The organism is Sphingobacterium sp. UBA5996 (genome assembly GCF_002429765.1).
In the GTDB taxonomy this organism is placed as follows: Bacteria; Bacteroidota; Bacteroidia; order Sphingobacteriales; family Sphingobacteriaceae; genus Sphingobacterium.
Map to the genome: position 1 here is coordinate 199,014 of NZ_DJAS01000001.1, position 20,803 is coordinate 219,816.

At 38.7% G+C, this 20,803-nt stretch carries 21 protein-coding genes; 17 read left to right on the forward strand and 4 right to left on the reverse strand.

Features of this window, described 5'->3' with window-relative positions:
- The first annotated feature begins 8 nt into the window (after positions 1 to 8).
- The gene (locus B3E00_RS00805; protein ID WP_293936304.1) at positions 9 to 2,333 is read left to right on the forward strand and encodes a TonB-dependent receptor; all 2,325 of its coding nucleotides are present in this window, start codon (positions 9 to 11) and stop codon (positions 2,331 to 2,333) included.
- Positions 2,334 to 2,339: 6 nt separating this feature from the next.
- Positions 2,340 to 3,137, forward strand: a complete 798-nt coding sequence (locus B3E00_RS00810) for a DUF4249 family protein (protein WP_293936307.1) — start codon at positions 2,340 to 2,342, stop codon at positions 3,135 to 3,137.
- On the opposite strand, the gene B3E00_RS00815 is transcribed toward B3E00_RS00810, so the two are convergent.
- Entirely contained in the window at positions 3,134 to 3,745 is a 612-nt protein-coding gene (locus tag B3E00_RS00815) for a polysaccharide deacetylase family protein (RefSeq protein WP_209579972.1), read from the reverse strand. The two genes, B3E00_RS00810 and B3E00_RS00815, sit on opposite strands and share 4 nt — an antisense overlap.
- Before the next feature lie 55 nt (positions 3,746 to 3,800).
- On the opposite strand from B3E00_RS00815, the gene B3E00_RS00820 reads away from it, so the two are divergent.
- From B3E00_RS00820 to ispE, 5 genes are all read left to right on the forward strand, one after another.
- Complete coding sequence (locus tag B3E00_RS00820; RefSeq protein WP_293936310.1) at positions 3,801 to 5,180, forward strand: TolC family protein; 1,380 nt, start codon at positions 3,801 to 3,803, stop codon at positions 5,178 to 5,180.
- Positions 5,181 to 5,202: 22 nt separating this feature from the next.
- On the forward strand, positions 5,203 to 6,507 hold the full coding sequence (locus tag B3E00_RS00825) for an efflux RND transporter periplasmic adaptor subunit (protein ID WP_293936312.1): 1,305 nt from the start codon (positions 5,203 to 5,205) through the stop codon (positions 6,505 to 6,507).
- A gap of 108 nt (positions 6,508 to 6,615) precedes the next feature.
- Entirely contained in the window at positions 6,616 to 7,578 is a 963-nt protein-coding gene (locus B3E00_RS00830; protein ID WP_293936314.1) for a helix-hairpin-helix domain-containing protein, read from the forward strand.
- Entirely contained in the window at positions 7,565 to 8,092 is a 528-nt protein-coding gene (locus B3E00_RS00835; protein WP_293936316.1) for an adenine phosphoribosyltransferase, read from the forward strand. The genes B3E00_RS00830 and B3E00_RS00835 overlap by 14 nt, the downstream gene beginning before the upstream one ends.
- Before the next feature lie 30 nt (positions 8,093 to 8,122).
- Positions 8,123 to 8,938, forward strand: a complete 816-nt coding sequence (gene ispE / locus B3E00_RS00840) for a 4-(cytidine 5'-diphospho)-2-C-methyl-D-erythritol kinase (protein ID WP_293936318.1) — start codon at positions 8,123 to 8,125, stop codon at positions 8,936 to 8,938.
- 36 nt (positions 8,939 to 8,974) lie between these two features.
- Here ispE and B3E00_RS00845 read toward each other — a convergent pair whose 3' ends face one another.
- On the reverse strand, positions 8,975 to 9,820 hold the full coding sequence (locus tag B3E00_RS00845; RefSeq protein ID WP_293936321.1) for an ATP cone domain-containing protein: 846 nt from the start codon (positions 9,818 to 9,820) through the stop codon (positions 8,975 to 8,977).
- 130 nt (positions 9,821 to 9,950) lie between these two features.
- On the opposite strand from B3E00_RS00845, the gene B3E00_RS00850 reads away from it, so the two are divergent.
- On the forward strand, positions 9,951 to 10,247 hold the full coding sequence (locus B3E00_RS00850; RefSeq protein ID WP_209579990.1) for a YgaP family membrane protein: 297 nt from the start codon (positions 9,951 to 9,953) through the stop codon (positions 10,245 to 10,247).
- Positions 10,248 to 10,540: 293 nt separating this feature from the next.
- On the opposite strand, the gene ychF is transcribed toward B3E00_RS00850, so the two are convergent.
- Positions 10,541 to 11,641: a redox-regulated ATPase YchF gene (gene ychF / locus B3E00_RS00855; RefSeq protein ID WP_293936324.1), complete on the reverse strand. Its 1,101-nt coding sequence runs from the start codon at positions 11,639 to 11,641 to the stop codon at positions 10,541 to 10,543.
- Between the two features lie 68 nt (positions 11,642 to 11,709).
- On the opposite strand from ychF, the gene B3E00_RS00860 reads away from it, so the two are divergent.
- The 7 genes from B3E00_RS00860 to trxB all read left to right on the forward strand — a co-directional run bounded on the left by B3E00_RS00860 (position 11,710) and on the right by trxB (position 18,652).
- On the forward strand, positions 11,710 to 12,045 hold the full coding sequence (locus B3E00_RS00860) for a Rieske (2Fe-2S) protein (protein WP_293881414.1): 336 nt from the start codon (positions 11,710 to 11,712) through the stop codon (positions 12,043 to 12,045).
- Between the two features lie 88 nt (positions 12,046 to 12,133).
- The gene (locus tag B3E00_RS00865; RefSeq protein WP_293881416.1) at positions 12,134 to 13,138 is read left to right on the forward strand and encodes an NAD(P)H-dependent glycerol-3-phosphate dehydrogenase; all 1,005 of its coding nucleotides are present in this window, start codon (positions 12,134 to 12,136) and stop codon (positions 13,136 to 13,138) included.
- Between the two features lie 19 nt (positions 13,139 to 13,157).
- Entirely contained in the window at positions 13,158 to 14,054 is an 897-nt protein-coding gene (gene hemF / locus B3E00_RS00870; RefSeq protein ID WP_293887417.1) for an oxygen-dependent coproporphyrinogen oxidase, read from the forward strand.
- A 19-nt stretch (positions 14,055 to 14,073) separates the two neighbouring features.
- A complete protein-coding gene (locus B3E00_RS00875; RefSeq protein WP_293887419.1) occupies positions 14,074 to 15,333 on the forward strand; it encodes a M16 family metallopeptidase in 1,260 nt (419 codons plus the stop codon).
- Positions 15,323 to 16,642, forward strand: a complete 1,320-nt coding sequence (locus tag B3E00_RS00880; protein WP_293936326.1) for a M16 family metallopeptidase — start codon at positions 15,323 to 15,325, stop codon at positions 16,640 to 16,642. The genes B3E00_RS00875 and B3E00_RS00880 overlap by 11 nt, the downstream gene beginning before the upstream one ends.
- Positions 16,643 to 16,713: 71 nt before the next feature.
- A complete protein-coding gene (locus tag B3E00_RS00885) occupies positions 16,714 to 17,667 on the forward strand; it encodes a 3'-5' exonuclease (RefSeq protein WP_293881424.1) in 954 nt (317 codons plus the stop codon).
- Between the two features lie 28 nt (positions 17,668 to 17,695).
- Positions 17,696 to 18,652: a thioredoxin-disulfide reductase gene (trxB, locus tag B3E00_RS00890; RefSeq protein WP_293881426.1), complete on the forward strand. Its 957-nt coding sequence runs from the start codon at positions 17,696 to 17,698 to the stop codon at positions 18,650 to 18,652.
- A 44-nt stretch (positions 18,653 to 18,696) separates the two neighbouring features.
- Here the strand turns inward: trxB and rnhA are convergent, their stop codons facing one another.
- A complete protein-coding gene (gene rnhA, locus B3E00_RS00895) occupies positions 18,697 to 19,191 on the reverse strand; it encodes a ribonuclease HI (RefSeq protein ID WP_293881428.1) in 495 nt (164 codons plus the stop codon).
- Between the two features lie 391 nt (positions 19,192 to 19,582).
- Between rnhA and B3E00_RS00900 the strand changes: the two genes are divergently transcribed.
- Both B3E00_RS00900 and B3E00_RS00905 read left to right on the forward strand, forming a co-directional pair.
- Positions 19,583 to 20,038 (forward strand): hypothetical protein, encoded by a 456-nt coding sequence (locus tag B3E00_RS00900; protein WP_293881430.1) that lies wholly within the window; start codon positions 19,583 to 19,585, stop codon positions 20,036 to 20,038.
- A gap of 74 nt (positions 20,039 to 20,112) precedes the next feature.
- On the forward strand, positions 20,113 to 20,802 hold the full coding sequence (locus B3E00_RS00905; protein WP_293881432.1) for an SIR2 family NAD-dependent protein deacylase: 690 nt from the start codon (positions 20,113 to 20,115) through the stop codon (positions 20,800 to 20,802).
- The last annotated feature ends 1 nt before the right edge of the window (position 20,803 follow it).

The window sequence follows — 20,803 nt, forward strand, 5'->3', positions numbered from 1 at the left end:
ACTTGATTATGTTTAGACCTATAAAGGTTGTTTTTTGTTTTTCCTCCCTTGTGTTTTGCGTACAGCAAGCGTATAGTCAACAATCTAAATCTATTTCCGGATTTGTAAGGGACAGTATCAGTGGTGAAAATATTATTGGTGCTGTCATAAGGAATGATATGGAAAAGAAATCTACAGCTTCAAATAAATATGGATTTTTTAGTTTCTCGATACGAGATGCGAGCAGACCTCTGGAAGTTTCGTCTGTTGGCTATAAGACAAAGGCCTTTTCTGTTCAATTTGATAGGGATTCAACGTATATCGTTCAGCTGGTTCCAGAGGAAAATCAACTAGCGGAAGTAACAGTGACAGGCAGTAGGCGAAAATCAATTAAAGATTTGACTCCCGGCCTTACCCAGTTCAGTCCAAAAGAAATTGAAAAAGTTCCTGTGCTTTTTGGAGAAAAAGATATTTTAAAAACTATTCAGTTATTTCCAGGAGTGACAGGTGGCGGAGAAGGAAGTAGCAATTTTTATGTGCGAGGTGGCGGTGGTGATCAAAATCTCATTTTACTGGATGAAGCCCCTGTTTACAACAGTTCCCATTTGTTTGGTTTCTTCTCGACATTTAATTCAGATGCAATTAAAGATGTCAATTTTTATAAAGGAGGTGTTCCTGCACAATATGGAGGTAAAATATCATCTGTAATGGAAATAACAACTCTAGATGGAAATAACCAGCATTTCAATGTAGAAGGGGGCTTGGGGCTTATCGCTTCAAGACTTAAAGTGGAGGGGCCAATCCAAAAGGGGAAGAGTTCATTTATGATCTCCGGCAGGCGTACTTATGCAGACCTTTTCTTAAAACTTTCAAATGATGAAAACATAAAGAAGAGCGCATTATTTTTTTACGACCTCAATGCAAAACTAAATTACCGGATCAATGATAAAAATACCCTTTATCTCTCAGGATATTTTGGCAAGGATGCCATGGCTTATCATGATTTGTTTGATTTCAATTGGGGAAATGCTACCGGCACAATGCGTTGGAACCATGTTTGGAACAATAGACTATTCAGCAATACAACGCTCATTTTTAGCAAATTTAATTATCAGGTTAAAATTGAGGACGATAGCAATTTTAAAATTCGTTCTGATATCTATAATTACAATTTTAAACAAGACTTTCAATACAGCCTTTCTGACGGTCACAATTTAAAATTTGGATTACAGGGAGCACTACAAGAGGTCCGACCAGCAAGTATCGAAGCCGGCGAGGATTCGAAAGTGAATTCATTACAGATTCAACATCGAAAAGGTGCCGATGTAGCAGCTTATCTAACAGATGACTGGTCCGTCACAGACCGCGTAAAATTAAATTACGGGCTGCGGGCTTCTGCTTATGCCACTTTGGGGCCTGGCACTTTCTATGCATTCGATAATAATGGAGAGGTGGTAGACTCAACCTACGTGGGTAATAACAAAATGGAGAAAAAGTACTTTTATCTGGAACCTCGTGTATCGCTGAATTACGCTATCAGCAATTTAGCCACTTTAAAGGCATCTTTTAACACAAATGTTCAATATTTGCATCAATTGAGTAATACGACGAGCAGTCTGCCAACTGATCAATATGTATTGAGTAACAATACAATTAAGCCCCAGTTATCCAACCAGTATTCACTTGGCTACTTTCGGAATTTCGCCTCCAACAGATATGAATTCTCTGTGGAAGGTTATTATCGCGATTTGAAAAATCAGATCGATTATAGAAACGGAGCCGATTTGCAGGCAAATGAATTGTTGGAAGGAGAATTGTTGTTTGGAAAAGGTCGAGCTTACGGAATCGAATGGTTCCTAAAAAAGAGATTAGGACGATTCAGTGGTTGGCTTAGTTATACTTTATCGAAAAGTGAAAGGCAATTCGAGCAGATCAATAATGGTGAATGGTTTAACGCTCGTCAGGATAAAACCCATAATATAGCCCTTGTAGGACAGTATCAACTAAATCCGAAGTGGAACCTTAGTGCTAATTTCGTTTATTATACAGGGGATGCCGTTACCATGCCTGCGGGTAAATATTTTGTTGACGACCGTGCAATTTTTTACTACGATAAAAGGAATGGCCAGCGGATGCCTGATTATCACCGCCTAGATTTGGCAGCAACGTATGATATCAAGCGAACAAAGAATAGTTACTCCAGCTTATCTTTTGGGTTATACAATGCATATAATAGAAAAAATGCCTATTTGATTGACTTCAGAGAAAAAGAAGGGCAATCCAATGTCACTGAGATTTATCGAATAGCATTATTTGGGACTATACCATCGATTACTTGGAACTTTAAATTTTAAAAAAGAATGAAGAAGATATTGGGTGCCATCGTTGTTGCACTAGTCACACTATGGGGATGCGAAGATAAGATCGATCTGGAGTTGCCAGAAAATACAGGTCAGTTGGTTATCACAGCCGACCTAATGGTCTCGGATCAACAGCATGAAATTAGTATTCAAAAGGTCGTAAGGATCAAAGACTCTCTGTTTTCACCGATAACTGACGCGGAGGTGATCATTACAAATATGCAGAATAATCGCACTTACACCTTTTTAGCGGGGAAAGATGGCGTTTATACCAATAAGAGCTTGCGTTTACAAGAGAAGGTCACATACCAGTTGCAGGTACGGACAGCCGATGGAAGGGAAATCGTTGGAACATCAAAGGTGCCAAGTTATGTAGATGTAGATTCTATAGGGCTATCGGAGCGGGTTATATTTACAGACACAATTTATTACCCAACGCTTGTATTCATTGACCCACCAGAAAAAGGTAATTATTATAAGTATAAAATGTCGGTGAATAGTGGTAAATTAAGGTTTATTGATGTTTTTAGCGATAAATTTAATAATGGGCTTGAAGTACAGCACGATATTATAGACCGCGATAGGGATCTAAAAGTTGGTGATCGGGTGCGTATTCTCCGTCAGTGTATCGATGTAGGGGCCTACAATTACTGGAATAGCTTTCAGATGATTAATCCTGGTGCGGCTTCACCGTCCAATCCTATTTCAAATCTGAGCAATAATGCGCTGGGTTATTTTAGTGTTAGTGTTGGTAAGTATTACGAATCCGAAGTCACTTTTGCCCGAGGTAAATCTTAATCTATTCTCGCAAGCTGATAGTTGTTTTTTAACAAAAACTCTATCGTTTTAGGTAGGGCATATTTGACACGGGGAATGGCTTTGATATTATCATGAAAAATGATAACAGAGCCATTTTTAATATTAGATAAAACGTTTTCTAGGCATTTTTGCGGACTCAAATTCAGATCGAAGTCGCCCGACATAATATCCCACATGATAACCCTATAGCTTTGATAGAGTTGTCGCAGTTGTGATTTTGTTGCTTTGGCATAAGGAGGACGAAAAAGATCGGTCTGTGTCAGTTCCTGACATTGCGCAACATTCATCAAATATTGTTCATCATTTGTTTCCCAGCCTTTAAGGTGATTGTAAGTATGGTTGCCTACCTGATGTCCTTCAGCTAAAATTCGTTGAAACAAATGTGGATTTTTTTTAATATTTTCACCAACACAAAAAAATGTTGCCTTTGCCTGATATTTTTTTAGGATATCGAGTATAAAAGGTGTAATTTCAGGAATTGGACCATCATCAAATGTAAGGTAGACTTTTTTATCATGGCGTGGCATATGCCATATTGATTTGGAATATAGCCATCTTAGGAAGAATGGAGATTTGACAAAATACATAACCGATAAATGAAGATCAAATCTAAAGAAAAAATGTATGGTTCTACATATGGACATGAAAAGATTTTATTATTCTGCAGTAATATTTACTGGATTACTTTTAGGAACTAATGACTTGGTTCGCGCGCAACAGGTGGTTGGGGTGGCTGATGCTATTCGTATGACCCTGGAACGCAATGTACAAATTAAACAAGCGGAATTGAATAAAGATTTAGCTGCTCAAGATGTATTTCAAGCGAAAAGCAATCTCTTACCAGACCTAAGTGCCTCCGTGGATCAAAGTTTCCGTTATGGTTTTGGTTTCGATTTAACTTCCGGACGAATTGTCAATAACACCTGGACGAAAGGAACTAGTGGCTCAGTGGGATCGAGTGTCAATTTATTTCAGGGTTTTCAACAGGTCAATCAGATAAAAGCAAGTAAATTGCAGTTAGAGTCCACAGCGACGCAGGTAGACAAGATAAAAAATGATCTAATTCTAAATGTATTAGTGAATTATTTGGAAGCTATTACCAATCATGAAATGATGGTTGCCAGTGAGGATCAGATCGCTTTATCAAAGCAACAATTCTCTTTGGATTCCATTCAGTTTGCAGTCGGAAATAAAACTATTGCTGATCTTGCGAAATCGAAAAATCAGGTCGCTACGAATGAATTGAACAAAGTGAATTTGAAGAATTCATATGAAATGTCTTTGTTGACCTTAAAGCAATTGATGGAGATGCCACCTGAAACCGCAATTTCTTTAGAACGTCCGAACTTAGAATCGGTATTGGTTCATGCTGAGGATAAAAATGCGGTCGATATATACCAAAAGGCTTTAACATTGCAGCCTGATATCCGCAAGTCGTCCCTGGATAAAGAGGTGGCATTAAAGCAAATAGACATAGCAAAAGGCGGGTATTATCCTACAGTCAATTTGAATGTAAGTTATGGTACAAATTATTCTTCTGCAACAACTAGACAGACGGATCCATTGGATCCCGCAACCTTATTTAGGGTGCCTTTTGGTCAACAACTATCCGATAACAAATCTTTCTTTACAGGTTTATCTCTCGCCGTTCCAATTTTTTCTAGGAATCAGAATAAAGTGAATGTTGCCAAAGCAAAGATTGGTTTTAAGCAAGCTAAAGCTAATGAGCAATTAGCAAAGAATAACTTGAATAAAGCGGTTAATCAGGCAGTGCTCGATGTGAATGCGGCCAAACAGCGGTACAGCTCCGCCACTGTGGCATTTGAGAGCGCTGAAACAGCATTTAAGGCGACCAAGGAACGCTATGATATAGGCATGGCTAATTCGCTTGAATTATTCACCGCGCAAACTGAACGAAATAAGGCTGAATTTGATCTTATCCAAGCAAAATATAATGTAATATTCCGATCAAAGATCATCGATTATTACATTGGAAATCCAATTCAATTCGATAACAATTAACCTATTTGATCCAACAAAAGAAATGGCAAAGAAAAAACGTAGCATAGGAAAAATTATATTGATCATTGTCGTACTCCTGGCAATCCTTGGCTTTATCGGTTTTAAAGTCGGATGGTTTGGTAAAGGAGATATTACTAAAGTCGCCGTGGATGTGGTAAAGGAAGTGGATGTTGATGAGTTAGTTTCCGCAAGTGGAAAAATTCAACCCGAGGTGGAGGTGAAGTTAAGTTCCGAAGTGTCAGGCGAGGTGGTTGAACTTAATATAAAAGAAGGTGATTTAGTTAAAAAGGGGCAAGTTCTCTGCCGCATAAAACCCGATATCTTGCAGTCTGGCTATGATCGGTCTGTAGCAGCTATGAATTCACAGCGCGCTAATCTAGCAGCTGCACAACAACAATTAAAACAACAGGAAGAGAACTTTAAGAATGTTGCCGCTACATATAAACGGAATCAGGAACTTTTTGAAAAGCGTGTTATTTCTGCGGCGGAGATGGATAAAAGTTCAGCTGAATATTTCGCTGCACAGGCGTCTATTCAGGCGCAGCGAGAAACAGTACGTTCTACGAAATATGGTATTGACCAATCGCAAGCGTCGGTAAAGGAAGCGCAGGACAATTTAAATCGAACGACCATTTATGCGCCCTCTGACGGCATCATATCACTTTTATCTATCGAAAAAGGAGAACGTGTGGTGGGTACGGCACAGATGGCAGGTACGGAAATTATGCGCATAGCCAATATGAGTTCTATGGAGGTGAATGTTGATGTAAATGAAAATGACATCAATAATGTAAGAGTAGGCAATCAAGCTGAGATCGAAGTTGATGCTTTTAAGGACAGAAAGTTTAAAGGCGTGGTGACCGAAATTGCTAGTTCATCTAAAAACATAGCAACAACCACTGCGTCCACGTCGTCAACTGACCAGGTGACAAATTTTAATGTAAAGGTTCGTATCAGTGCAGAATCTTATCAGGATTTGATGAGAGAGAATGTTGCGTCTCCATTTAAACCGGGGCTTTCTGCAACTGTTCAGATATTTACAAAACATGCTAGAGGATTGGTCGTTCCCATTCAATCGGTGACTGTACGCTCTGATGACAAAGATTCTACAACTACCAATAAGAAAGTTGAAGAGTATGTATTTGTTTTAAAAGATAAAGCGGTTAAACAAGTTTTAGTGAAAACAGGGATTCAAGATGATAAAAACATCATAGTCATTTCTGGATTAAAAAAAGGAGATGAGGTTGTTTCTAGACCATTTGATGCCATTTCAAAGACTTTAAAGGATGGTAGCCAAGTGGAGAAAGTGGATAAATCTAAATTGTAAATCTCTTTGTAGATAATAACTGTTGAAAAGGAGGTTTTTAATTTTAATAACCTCCTTTTTATTTTCCTTATAATTTATTAAATTTAAAAACCCAATTATCAGCGGCTTATGAAGAGGCTATTGACGTATTTTAAATTTAATAAAACAGAGCAAAATGGGTTTTTCATAATTTTGGTGATTATCGTATTGTTTTTCACAATCTATGCCTTGCTTAAAAGCAACACAATTGATACAATTCCAAATCAGGCCAAGCTATTTGAACAATCCTTTCATGACTCTCTTGAGCTCTCAAGTTCGACAAAACAAGAGGTGGGAAATTCAGCCTATTTAACTAATAATGAAAGAGAGTTGTCAGTAAATCCAAATACTGTTTTGGATGATAGTAAACTATTCTACTTCGACCCAAATGATTTACCGCATGCCGATTGGCATAAATTGGGGCTTTCTGATAAACAGATTGCGGTATTGAAAAACTACGAAAATAAAGGAGGACGATTTAGACAAAAGACCGATCTAAAAAAAATCTATTCCATTAATGATCGACTTTACAAGCGACTGGAACCCTATATCCGCATAAAAACAATTCCCGATACGGCAATAACCAAACAGCAAAAAAGAACGTCTTTGTTGTATGATAAATTCGAAAGGAATACAGCTGAACTTATTGATATAAATACCTGTGACACTACGGCTTTGATGACTCTTAAAGGGATAGGTTCAGTTCTGTCCAAACGCATTCTGAAATATAAAGATGTACTGGGAGGATTCTACCGTATTGAACAGTTAAAAGAAGTTTATGGTGTTCCAGCAGAAACTTATGATCTCATTAAAGACTATATTGTTGTGTCAAGTTTAGATGAAATCAAAAAAATCAATATTAATAAGGTCGATGCAGCTTCATTGGCCAAACATCCGTATCTTAGCGCCAAAGATGCGAAACTGATCATTAATTATCGGGATCAGCATGGAAATTATGTTAATATAGAGGATCTGACAAAAATAGGAACGCTTTCAGATTTAGCTATTGCCAAGATCGCACCTTATTTAATATTTGAAAATGATTCAAGATAAATTGAAACTGGAAATCCGGGATATTGTGGATTTTCCTAAACCTGGTATTGTGTTTAAAGATATCACACCTTTATTGAAAGACGCGGCACTGTGCAGTGAAATGATTGATTCGATTGTTGATCAATTACAAGGTGTAGAGATCGATGCGATTGCTGGAATTGAGAGCCGTGGATTTCTATTTGGATTTTTACTGGCAAACAGATTAGGCTTACCTTTTATTCCAATTAGAAAGCAAGGCAAATTACCTTTTAAGACAGTATCTGAGTCTTATGCACTGGAATATGGTCAGGCGACGATTGAAATTCATGAAGATGCATTCAAAAAAGGAAGCCGAATATTGGTTCATGATGATCTGTTGGCTACAGGCGGAACAGTTGTTGCAGCTAGTAAGCTTATTGAAAGATTGGGAGGAGAGATTGTCGCTTATAGCTTTATTATCTCTTTAGACTTTTTAAAAGCGAAAGGTAGATTATCCAGGTTTAGTGACAACATCTATTCATTGGTGAGCTATTAATTTTGAAATATACAATCTAGATAAACTCAAATGATACTTTTTGCAAACGCAAAAATAAATATTGGACTGCAAGTAATTGCGAGGCGCCCAGATGGCTATCACGAGCTGAATAGTGTTCTTTACCCGTTGCCAATTTACGACATTATCGAACTATTAGAGATTGACTCGGCGGAAACTATATTAAATATGCAAGGAGAACATATTCCAGGAAATCGTGTTGACAATCTTTGTTTAAGAGCTTTTCTATTGCTAAAAGAGGATCATGATATTTCAAGTGTTTCGATCGATTTGATCAAACAAATTCCAATTGGAGCGGGATTGGGTGGAGGTTCTGCAGATGCATCTTTTGTGTTAAAGGGACTTAATACGCTTTTCCACCTGAATCTCAGCAATGAGCAGCTAGAAGGTTATGCGGCCAGACTTGGAGCCGACTGTCCTTTTTTTGTTGCGAATAATCCAGTTTTTGCAACAGGTATCGGTACTGATTTTAAGCCTTTGGATTTGAACCTTGATGCCTATCATATTGCGGTAATCATGCCTAATATCCATATTTCCACTGCTGAAGCCTATGCAGGTGTACAACCTAAGATACCCGAAATTAATTTGGAAGAAGCAATACGTCTGCCTATTCAGGAATGGAAGTTTCACATTCGGAATGATTTTGAGGATGGTATATTTGAGCGTTATCCATTGTTGAAGGAAATTAAAGAAGCTTTATATCAAAAAGGTGCAGTGTATGCTTCCATGTCTGGATCAGGAGCGGCTATTTATGGTATATTTTGGGATAAGACTGATTTAAGCGAATTTGTTAGGTATGGTAAAATATATCATCCCTCCAAGATTTAGTTACTGCCGCATTCCATGTATTTAATGTGAGATTTCCTAATACTCTTCTTCCACTTTGTAGTTCAAGAGTTCATGAGCCTCATTTAAAACTTTTTCTTTACGCTCTCTTGCGAGGTTTAAGAGGTCAAGTTTTTCAGGATTGTTGACAAGGTCTTTTACCAAAATTAGCTGGTTTTTGAGTAGTTGCTGCTCTTCAGTGTCAGAAAGTGTTGTTAGGCATGTAATCGGATAGAAGACAGCTTTGTCTACTCTTTTTTTAATACTATTATCTTTGGGATAATCCCACGATAACAAGTTAATTTGATAGTATTTGGCAAAATCAATCGAATCGGAGGTAAAGTACGCATTTGTGATTAGCCATCCTTCATGAAACTGCAGCTGTTTTCCAAAGAACTGATAATTGATATTGCTGATATCTTTAAATCTGGACAGGTAATACATCGGAGTTGTCACCGAAATTCTAGCGTCAATATCATTGCGAAACTTGCATTCTGCAGTAATTAATTTTCCATCTTTATATGCCACGACATCTAATTCATGTGAAACAGCATGCCCTTGCACGGTTTGTCCGGTCGTGCTTTTGTAGCCCATTGACTGTAAAATGTGCGCAATGTATTTTTCAAAATAAAAGCCCTCTGGTCCGAGTTCTCGAAGTGCCTTCTTTAAACTATAGCGAGCTGCATAGGAGGCTCGAACAGTTTTCAAAGTGTCAAATGCAAGCTTATATAGCTCTCTAGTTGAAATTCCATCATATATTTCGTTGAGAACCTTATCGTAAACTTGATTGACCTCATCCGCATTGGCACCAGAACGATTAAGCGATTTGCGTAAAGCTTCACCGTTGAAAGGTACTATTTCACCTGAATATTTTTTGATTTGCATGTGTTTGAAATTTCTAAATACGAATATAAGAGTTGTTGTTGGAGAAACAACATAAAATCTATATGCTATTCTTAAACTTTTTTGGACTGTCATTTGTTTATATGATAATAGACTTAAAACATAGAGAATTATGAGTAACCTACTAACATTTGCATTTGACAAGATCAAGACGAAAATAGAAGACGATTGCATCGAAGAAAATATTGGTACCTCTGAACGGGTTTTATCGGTCATTGCAGGGGGCTTTATTTTAGGTATGGGTGTCAAAAAACTAATCAAATCGCCATTGACGGGATTTTCTGGATTAACACTTGGCGGAGCTTTAATTTACCGAGGAGTGACTGGTCATTGTGATGTGAAAAAAGTTTTGGAAGACAAGGACATCAAAAAAGTGGAGGTAATTGAACATCGCTATTTTGTAAAATAGCCAGTGTTTATCGAAGCTCATCCCAATTAAGCTATTTAGATACGCATGACAGAATTTTAGCGGTCATGTAAGCGCGTTTTCAAATTATGGTAACATGGTCGATATCGCCTTAAGGTGGTATAAATTTGGGTGTATGGTATAATGCTCCATCAGACGCGCGCCAATGTAGATTCAATTAGCCTGCCGTGTAGTGTGAACTAATACCTTTTATAAAGGCGGGGTGATAAAAACAAAAATAGACGGTAAATTATTTACTGCCTATTTTTGTTTTTTGACTCTAGAACACATGAGCGTTACACGTTGAAGCGGAAGTGCATTATATCACCATCGTGGACAATATAGGTTTTTCCTTCTACGGATAATTTTCCAGCTTCCTTCACTGCACTCTCCGATCCGAGTGTGACGAAATCGTCGTATTTGATTACCTCAGCACGAATAAATCCCTTTTCGAAATCGGTATGTATAACACCTGCAGCTTGAGGAGCTGTAAAGCCATTTTCGATTGTCCACGCACGAACCTCCTGTACGCCAGCTGTAAAATACGTCGCTAAATTTAAGAGAGAATACGCAGCACGGATCAACTTGTGCACACCAGATTCTTCCAAACCTAGATCGTCCAAGAACATCTTGCGTTCTTCATAGCTTTCCAGTTGAGCAATTTCTGATTCGATCTGCGCAGAAATCACCAATACTTCAGCTTTTTCGTCTTTAACAGCCTCTTTAACCCGTTCTACATAAGCATTTCCTGTATTGACTGATCCTTCGTCCACGTTGCATACGTAAAGTACAGGTTTGGCTGTCAACAGCGCTAGATCCTGAATAAACTCGAAATCTTCCTCGTCGATCGCTGCCGTACGTGCAGATTTTCCGGATTCGAGATGATCTTTCACAATTGATAAAATATCAAATGTTCTTTTTGCATCTTTATCCCCACCTGTTTTGGCCATTTTCTCAACCTTTTGAATACGTTTTACAACTGTATCCAGATCCTTAAGTTGTAGTTCAGTGTCGATGATTTCTTTATCTCTGATAGGGTCTACAGAACCATCGACGTGGATAACATTACCATCGTCAAAACATCTTAAAACATGTATAATGGCATTTGTCGTACGAATGTTTCCTAGGAACTGGTTGCCTAAGCCTTCCCCTTTTGATGCTCCTTTAACAAGACCGGCGATATCGACGATTTCTATTGTATTTGGAACAATTCGTTGTGGGTTGACTAATTCAGCTAATTTATTAAGACGGGCATCCGGTACGGTAATAACCCCAACATTTGGTTCAATTGTACAAAATGGAAAGTTTGCTGCCTGCGCTTTCGCGTTCGACAAACAGTTAAATAATGTTGATTTACCAACGTTTGGTAAACCCACGATACCGCATTGTAAAGCCATATATAGTGCAAATTTTTGAAATTCCACAAAGATAGAAAATTCACTGTAATTTTTAGCTATCTTGTCACATGGTTCATTGGTACAAAATTGAACACGCCGAAATTCTAAAAAAACATGGTGTTAGCGAGCATAAATTCGGAGGGAAAATTATTTGTATTACTTGGTTCGAAAATCAAATCTATGCCTTCTCTCGAAAATGTCCACATGCTGGCGCCATGTTGAAAAATGGCTGGTGTGAGCGAGGAAAAATAATCTGTCCTTTTCATCGCCATGAATTCGACCTTGCGACGGGAAAGGGGAATCCGGAACAGCATAATTTTATACATGTATATCCTATAAAAATGGAGGATAACGAGTATTTTGTTGGGTTGGAGATCGGTTTTTGGAAAGGTTTATTTACTTAGAAAGTAACGAAAATATCATATCTCGCCGCGTGAATCGTATATCTAGCCAGTAAATAAGTATATTTGCTTCCGAAAACAAATTAAAGACATGCAGGGGAAAAAGATTGGTATAATTGGTAGCGGAAGCTGGGCTACAGCTATGATCAAGATGCTATGCGAAAATGACCAAGATAAACATATTTTTTGGTGGGTTAGAAAAGGGGAGGACGCAGAATACATCCAGAAGTTTAAGCATAATCCTACGTATTTGAGCAGCGTATCAGTTGACCTTAACATTACTACGATTGATACTGATGCGAAAAATGTGATTGCGAATTCAGATATAGTGATTTTGAATACTCCCGCTGCTTATTTGAAAGATGCATTAGCAAATGTCACCAAGGAAGACTTCAGTGATAAAATTGTTGTTTCGGCTATCAAAGGGATTATTCCTAAAGATAATTTGATTATCGGTGAGTTTTTGGAGCAGCGCTATTCGGTTAATATAGACCAGATCTGTGTGGTGGGAGGTCCTTGCCATGCCGAGGAGGTGGCCTTAGGTAAATTGTCTTATTTAACTTTCGGATGTAAAAATCTAGATAGTGCGGCTTTGGTGGCCTCGTTTTTATCCTCACGTGTTATCAAAACCATTTTGTCTGTCGATGTACTTGGAATTGAGTTTGGAGCAGTATTAAAAAATATTTATGCTTTGGCTGGAGGTATTTGTCATGGATTAGGCTATGGTGATAATTTTCAGGCTGTATTGGTGTCCAATGCAATCCGAGAAATGCGGCGGTTTGTTGGCAAAGTGGATGGTGATACCTCACGTGATGTAAATACATCGGCCTATTTGGGAGATCTTTTAGTAACAGCTTATTCTCAGTTCAGCAGAAATAGGACTTTTGGCAATATGATCGGAAAAGGGTATAGCGTACAGTCCGCGCAATTAGAAATGAATATGGTAGCTGAAGGGTATTATGCTTCTGCTTGTATTCAGGAATACGCCAAAAAATATGATGTTGAATTGCCTATATGTGATGCTGTACATCAAATTTTATATGAGCATCTTCCTTCGTCTAAAATTATTCAAGCTTTGAGCGAAAAATTAACATAAAAATTTTGTAAGAAAATAGATGATAAAAAAAGAAGCAATTGCTTTAGCTTATAAAGAAATTCAGGATGAAATATGCCGGGCGCTGGAAGAATTAGATGGATCGGCGCGTTTTGAAGAGGAGCTGTGGGAGAGAGAAGGCGGCGGGGGCGGTCGTACTAGAATTATTCAAAATGGTCGTATTTTAGAAAAAGGCGGGGTTAATTTTTCTGCTGTCTATGGGAAGTTGCCTGAAACGCTTAAAACATCGTTCGGAGTAAATGAAGATGACTTTTTTGCTACAGGTGTCTCGATTGTGATTCATCCCAATAATCCATTGGTGCCGATTATACACATGAATATTCGCTATTTTGAGCTAAACGATCAGATTCGTTGGTTCGGCGGAGGAATAGACCTGACACCGCACTATGTTGATGAAACAGATGCCCGTTATTTCCATCAACAACTAAAGGCGGTATGCGATAAGCACGATAATACATTTTACGGTAAATTTAAGAAATGGGCCGACGACTATTTCTATATTCGTCATCGACAAGAAACGCGCGGTGTGGGCGGTGTCTTTTATGACAAGTTAAATACTGAAAATACAGGGCTTAGTATGGATGAGATTTTTGCTTTTTCATGTGATCTCGGCCGCACTTTTGCGCCGACCTACACAACACTAGTTGAAAAGAACCAGCATAAAACTTTTACCGAACAACAAAAAAACTGGCAGCTAATACGTCGCGGTCGTTATGTAGAATTTAACCTTGTATGGGACTCGGGTACTAAATTTGGGTTAGAAACGAATGGACGTATAGAGTCGATATTGATGAGTTTACCAGCCCAAGCCAATTGGGCATATGATTATCGTCCTGAAGCCGGCTCCGAAGAAGCCAAGACCTTATCTTTATTACGAAAAGGTATTAACTGGATTTAAAAACGCCGAAAAAAATTAGATGGTTTCTTATCAAAAATTTATATTAGAAAACGGGCTCCGTGTTTTGGTTCACGAGGACCACAATACGGCTATGGCTTGTGTCAACATGTTATACGATGTGGGTGCACGGGACGAGTCGCCAGAGCAAACCGGATTCGCCCATTTATTTGAGCACCTGATGTTTGGTGGAAGTATCAATATTCCTAATTTTGATACTGAATTGCAAAAAGTTGGAGGAGAGAATAATGCTTTCACAAGCAACGATATCACCAATTATTACATCACATTGCCCTCATCAAATCTAGAGACAGCGTTGTGGTTAGAGTCGGACCGGATGTTGAGTTTGGCTTTTTCAGCACAAAGTCTCGAAGTACAACGGAATGTAGTGATCGAAGAGTTTAAGCAGCGTTACTTGAATCAACCTTATGGGGATGCATGGCTTAAGTTGCGACCCTTAGCTTATCAGGTACATCCGTATCGCTGGGCAACGATCGGCAAGGAATTGAGTCATATCGAAGAAGCTACAATGGAAGATGTGAAAGCGTTTTTCAAATTACATTACAATCCGCAGAATGCAATAATGGTTGTTTCTGGTGATGTACATTTTGAAGAAGTTAAGTTTTTAACCCAAAAATGGTTTGGTGATATTGAACCTGGTATAAAATATAATCGTCAATTGCCGAAAGAACCAGAACAGCAGGAAATGCGGCGTGAAACTATTTGGGCAGAGGTACCTCTTGATGCACTCTACATGGCATTTCACGGGCCAGCACGATTGGAAGAAGGTTATTTTGCCATGGATCTTTTATCAGATATTTTATCTCGAGGTTCTTCTTCTCGTTTGTATCGACGGTTGGTTAAAGAGGGGCAGTTATTTAGTGAGATAAATGCTTATGTGATGGGAAGCATAGATAGTAACCTTTTTGTTATAGAAGGGAAGCCAACTGCGGGCGTTTCGCTTGACGAAGCTGAGCGGGCGGTGTGGTCTGAATTGGAGATTATAAAATCCGAATTAGTACCTATGAAGGAATTGGAAAAGGTGAAAAATAAAATCGAATCGACCAATGTCTTTGCGGAGTTGTCCATTTTGGATAAAGCAATGAATTTAGCTTACCATGAGTTGCTAGGCGATGCAGATGGTATCAACACTGAGGTCTCGAAATACCTATTGGTAAGTGCCGAGGAGGTTCAACGCCAGGCACAAGCAATTTTTAGACCCGAGAATGCTTCGATATTACTATATAAATCAAAAATGGAGGAGGCTATATATGTTGGATAGAACGCAAGGACCTGTGTTTCGTGAAATTGGAAACATCAGTTTAAAAGAACCGATAAAGAAACAATTTGGAAACGGTTTGCCAGTTTATATTTTCCAGTCGCCTGAGCAAGAGTTGGTGCGTATCGAATGGATTTTTGACAATGCCTATCTTGATGGACAGACAGAGAACCCTTTGTTAAATAGTGCTTTAAATGCTTTACTTAAAGAGGGGACCAACTCAATGTCCAGTGCAGAGATTGCGGATAAAGTGGATTTTTATGGAGCATTTCTAGTTCCTGAATACTCTTTTGACGTGACTTCTCTATCCCTTTATACTTTGAATAGACATAGTCAAGTACTTCTACCTCTTGTAAAAGATATTCTTACGGAGGCATCGATACCACAGCAGGAGCTGGATACCTATTTACGTAACAACAAACAGAAGTTTCAAGTTTCTATTCAGAAAAATGATTATCTGGCGCGGCGTAAATTCTATAACCTGATCTTCGGTACGGGTAATCGCTATGGACGGACGCCGAAGCTAGAAGATTATGACACGATTACGCGCATGCAATTAATTGAGTTGTACCGGAAAGAAATTGTACCTGGCAATTGCACGTTAATTGTTTCTGGAAACGTTTCCGATGAGCTTTTGCAAGAACTCGAGCAGATTTTTGGAGAGGAGTGGTACGGGGCGCCTTTGATTTCCGTAGAAAAACCTGTGTTGATTCAAGGTTCCTCTGAACTAGCCTATGAGGAGAAAGATAGCGCCTTGCAGTCGGCGATTCGCTTAGGTTGTCAAACCATTTCAAGAACACATCCTGATTATCCTGCACTACAGTTTGTTAATACCCTGTTAGGAGGCTTTTTTGGTTCTCGTCTCATGCGGAATATTCGAGAAGAAAAAGGCTATACCTATAGTATTGGTTCGGCCGTTGCTACCCTCAAACATACAGGGTTTATGACCATTGTAACCGAAGTTGGGGTGGATGTAACGCAAGCGACTTTGGAAGAGATTGAAAAAGAGATCAACTTGTTAAAAGCAAAATTGGCCTCTGAAGAGGAGGTGAATCTTGTTAAAACCTATATGGAAGGTTCGATGTTAGGATCATTGGAAAGTATCTTTTCGCATGCCGATAAGTTTAAAAGTGTATTGTTAAATGAGATGACGTTAACATATTATTCCTATTATATGGATCAGATTAGAAATATGTCGCCTGAGAAGGTGTATGATATTGCCAATAAATATTTGGACTTTAACGCAATGGTGAAAGTTGTTGTTGGTAAAATAAGCCAGGAAGAACCAGTTCATCAAGCGGTTGTAAATTAAATTTCTTAGACTACAAAAATCGAATACTACTTTGTATTTTTGGTTTTTGATAAAAAAGTGAACTATCCAGCATGGAATTAAAATTAAAAAGGCCATTGGTATTTTTCGATTTGGAAACTACAGGCGTTAATGTGGCGTCCGATCGTATTGTTGAAGTGTCATTTCTGAAAGTGATGCCCAGTGGAGAAGAAACAGTCTATACTAAGAAGATTAATCCCGAAATACCTATTCCGGCGGAATCCTCTTTTTTCCATGGCATCTATGATGAGGATGTGAAAGACGCTCCTAATTTTAAAGCAATAGCAGTAGAACTAGCTGCTTTTATTGCGGATGGAGATTTAGCGGGTTATAACTCCAATAAGTTTGATGTGCCAATGTTGATGGAGGAGTTTTTACGGGCTGGTGTTGACTTTTCATTGGAGGGTAGGGCATTTGTGGATGTTCAAAATATCTTTCATCAAATGGAACAAAGGACCTTGAAAGCTGCCTACAAGTTTTATTGCAATGAAAACCTCGAAAATGCACATACTGCTGAAGCGGATGTACGCGCAACTTACGAAGTTTTGAAAGCGCAGTTGACGAAGTATGAAGGTGCGGCTTTTGAAGATAAACATGGTGTGGTGTCTCATCCAGTCGTCAACGATGTGGAAGCTTTACATGCATTTACAAATTTAAGTAAGCCGGTGGATTTTGCCGGACGTCTTGTTTACAATGCCGACGGGTTGGAAACGATCAATTTTGGAAAACACAAAGGAAAACCAATTGTGGAGGTATTTGAGCAGGAGCCGAGCTACTATGCTTGGATGCAAAATGGAGATTTTCCATTGTATACCAAAAAAGTGCTAGAAAATATCTGGAATAGGTACAAAAAGGAGAAGAACGAGCAAAAAGCTAAAGCGGCTGTAGCTCATTCAGCGGAAGATAAAAAACTTGCGAAAAAAGAGTTCAACAAACAAAATGAGGAGGCGCCACAGAGCATTTCCTTGGACATGTTGAAAGGATTGCAAGATAAATTTAAAAAATAACTTTAATTAATAGCTTAGAAAAAGTATTATGGAATTCAAACAAGAAGTTGAGCATATACAGTGTTTGATTATTGGTTCGGGGCCAGCAGGCTATACTGCAGCGATTTATGCGGCACGTGCGGATATGAAACCAGTAGTTTATACCGGTATTGTTCCGGGAGGGCAATTGACACAAACCACTGAAGTGGACAATTTTCCAGGTTATCCAAAAGGTATTACGGGGCCGGTGATGATGGAAGATCTACGTGAACAAGCTGAGCGCTTTGGTACTTCAGTTCGTTTTGGATATGTTACAAAAGTCGATTTTACAGGGACCGTACACCGTGTCGAAATCGACGGAACTGTACAAGTTACCGCCGATACAGTGATTATCGCAACGGGAGCAACCGCAAAATGGTTAGGTCTGGAATCTGAACAAAAATATAATGGTTTTGGTGTTTCTGCATGTGCCGTTTGCGATGGATTTTTCTTTAAAAACCAGGAAGTTGCTATTGTTGGTGCTGGAGATACCGCCGCAGAAGAAGCTACATATCTCGCAAAATTATGCTCAAAAGTACATATGTTAGTGCGCCGAGATGAGTTCCGTGCTTCTAAAGCAATGGTTCACCGTGTGATGAATACGCCCAATATCGAAGTGCATTACAATTCTGAGGCAAAAGAGGTTTTAGGAGATGGTCAGGTGGTAACTGGAATTCGCGTTATTAACAATAAGGATCAATCTGAAAAAGACATAGAAGTGACAGGATTCTTTGTTGCAATAGGGCACAAGCCCAATACGGATCTTTTTACGGGAGTATTGGATATGGATGAAACAGGCTATTTGATCACCAAACCAGATAGTACTGCGACAAATATACCAGGAGTGTTTGCTTGTGGAGACGTTCAGGACAATGTCTTCCGTCAGGCTATCACCGCTGCGGGTACAGGTTGTATGGCAGCTTTGGAAGCTGAAAGATATCTAGCGGCTAAAGAAAGCGGCGAATAATCAAATTAAAATAAAAAGGGGCATTGCAAAAAATATGTCCCTTTTTATTTGGCTTCCTCCATTTCAAAGACACTGTCGATTTTCCAGTTCGCTTTATCCTTTGCTGCAGCAACGGCCAAACGATCGCAACGTTCATTTAACGGATGCCCAGCGTGACCTTTTACCCAGACAAGGCGTACGTTGTGCAATCTATAGGCAGTCATCAAACGCAACCAAAGATCTTTATTCTTTTTTCCCGCGAAACCTTTTTGGATCCAGCCATATACCCACTTTTTGTCAATGGCATCAATAACATATTTGGAGTCAGAATACACTGTAACTTGCTGATGCAAGTTTTTTAAGGCCTCGAGGCCAACAATAACCGCCATTAGTTCCATTCTGTTGTTGGTCGTTTTGCGGTAACCACCCGAAAACTCCTTTTCGATAAGTTTTCCCTTAAAGGTTTCATTATCGCCCGTATAAATAGTTCTTAAAATAGTTCCGTAACCTCCAGGGCCTGGATTCCCACTTGAAGCACCATCTGTATATAATTCAATCATACCCCTCAAACATAGATAAATTTGCTTTTATATCCAATAATAACGAACATCTATTACAATAGGTTATAGGTAACTTTCTGAGTACCCTCGAGTTTATTATCCATACATGGCCAATTATAGGAGATTTCTGAAATGGGAGATTCAACTTATGCTGCTTTGAAAATATTGAAGCAATTTAGTTGTTGTATCACAATTTATCTCTTAAACAATATAACTCTGCGCATTTATATGTATTTTTCCTGCATAAACTTGTTATGTAAACAGTAAAATAGCCTTATGAACTATCGAAGGATAAGAAGGCCGGTGCTATTGAGAGTAACCTTTAAATTATTCGGGCGCTATATTTTCTCCTGAATTGTGGCGCGATAGCATTTTTTATTAATTTAGTCCCATGAATCTGGTTCAAATTGCATTAATTCCGCTGTTCGCTCTTCTTTTTATTTGTTGCTATTCTGGAGATGGAAGTAGTACTGAACGCTTGCGGGCTGATTCTTTGGTAAGCGAAGTGGTTCACGGAAATTTATCTTTAATAAGCTTGGCCAATTCTAATGAATTCATGTATTTCAAGGATAAATATTTTTATGAGCCTGCAAATTTGAAGATTATTTCAAACTTTGATAAAATACAAATTCAAGTGGTGACCTATAGAATATATCAGCATGTTAAATTGGAGAACAATCGGTATAGGTTTCATATTCAAAATGCCAGGCAATTGCATATTACAAATAAAGCTTTTGTATATTACCAACGTTCTTTTGAGGAAATGAATCGGCGGGCTGCAGCGAGTAAAGATTCTATTCGGTTACAGCTTCCCAATGACTATGCGACTTTGCTGATAGAGGAATGATCGATGGCAGGTGTTCTTCCTCCAGATGGTCATCTAAAAGGGCTATTTTTAAATTCATTAAGAAGTAAATTTAGATGAAAAAGAAAAATATCGTAGTATTAAGTGGAGCTGGTATTTCGGCAGAAAGTGGTATACCTACATTTAGAGATGCAAACGGCTTATGGGAGGGGCATGATGTGATGGAAGTAGCTTCTATTGAGGGCTGGCGTAGAAATCCGTCACTGGTTCAAGAGTTTTATAATTTGAGACGGAGAGCTGCTTCGCTTGCACAAGCAAACCTCGCTCATCTTGCTTTAGCTAAACTGGAATCCAAATACAACGTAATTGTTATCACACAAAATGTCGATCTCTTGCACGAGCAAGCTGGGTCATCTCAAGTTATTCATTTGCATGGTCGCCTAGATCAGGCAAGGTCCTCTGTTGATGACCGACTGGTTTATCCAATTGCCGGGGATGAGATCAAAATGGGGGATCTGTGTGAAAAAGGCAGTCAGTTGAGACCTAATATCGTCTGGTTTGGAGAGGCTGTACCAGCGATTGAAGAGGCTGTCGTTGTCGTTTCGGAAGCTGATATTTTAATAATTGTAGGCACCTCTTTGCAAGTTTATCCTGCAGCTGGACTCAAGGAATTTGCTCCCAATCATTGTAAAACATTTTTAATCGATAAAAAAATACCAAACAATAAATTCTTGCGTAATATAACTTTTTTTGAGGAGGCAGCTACTGTCGCTGTTCCCAAATTAGTTGAGCAATTACTTGATTAGA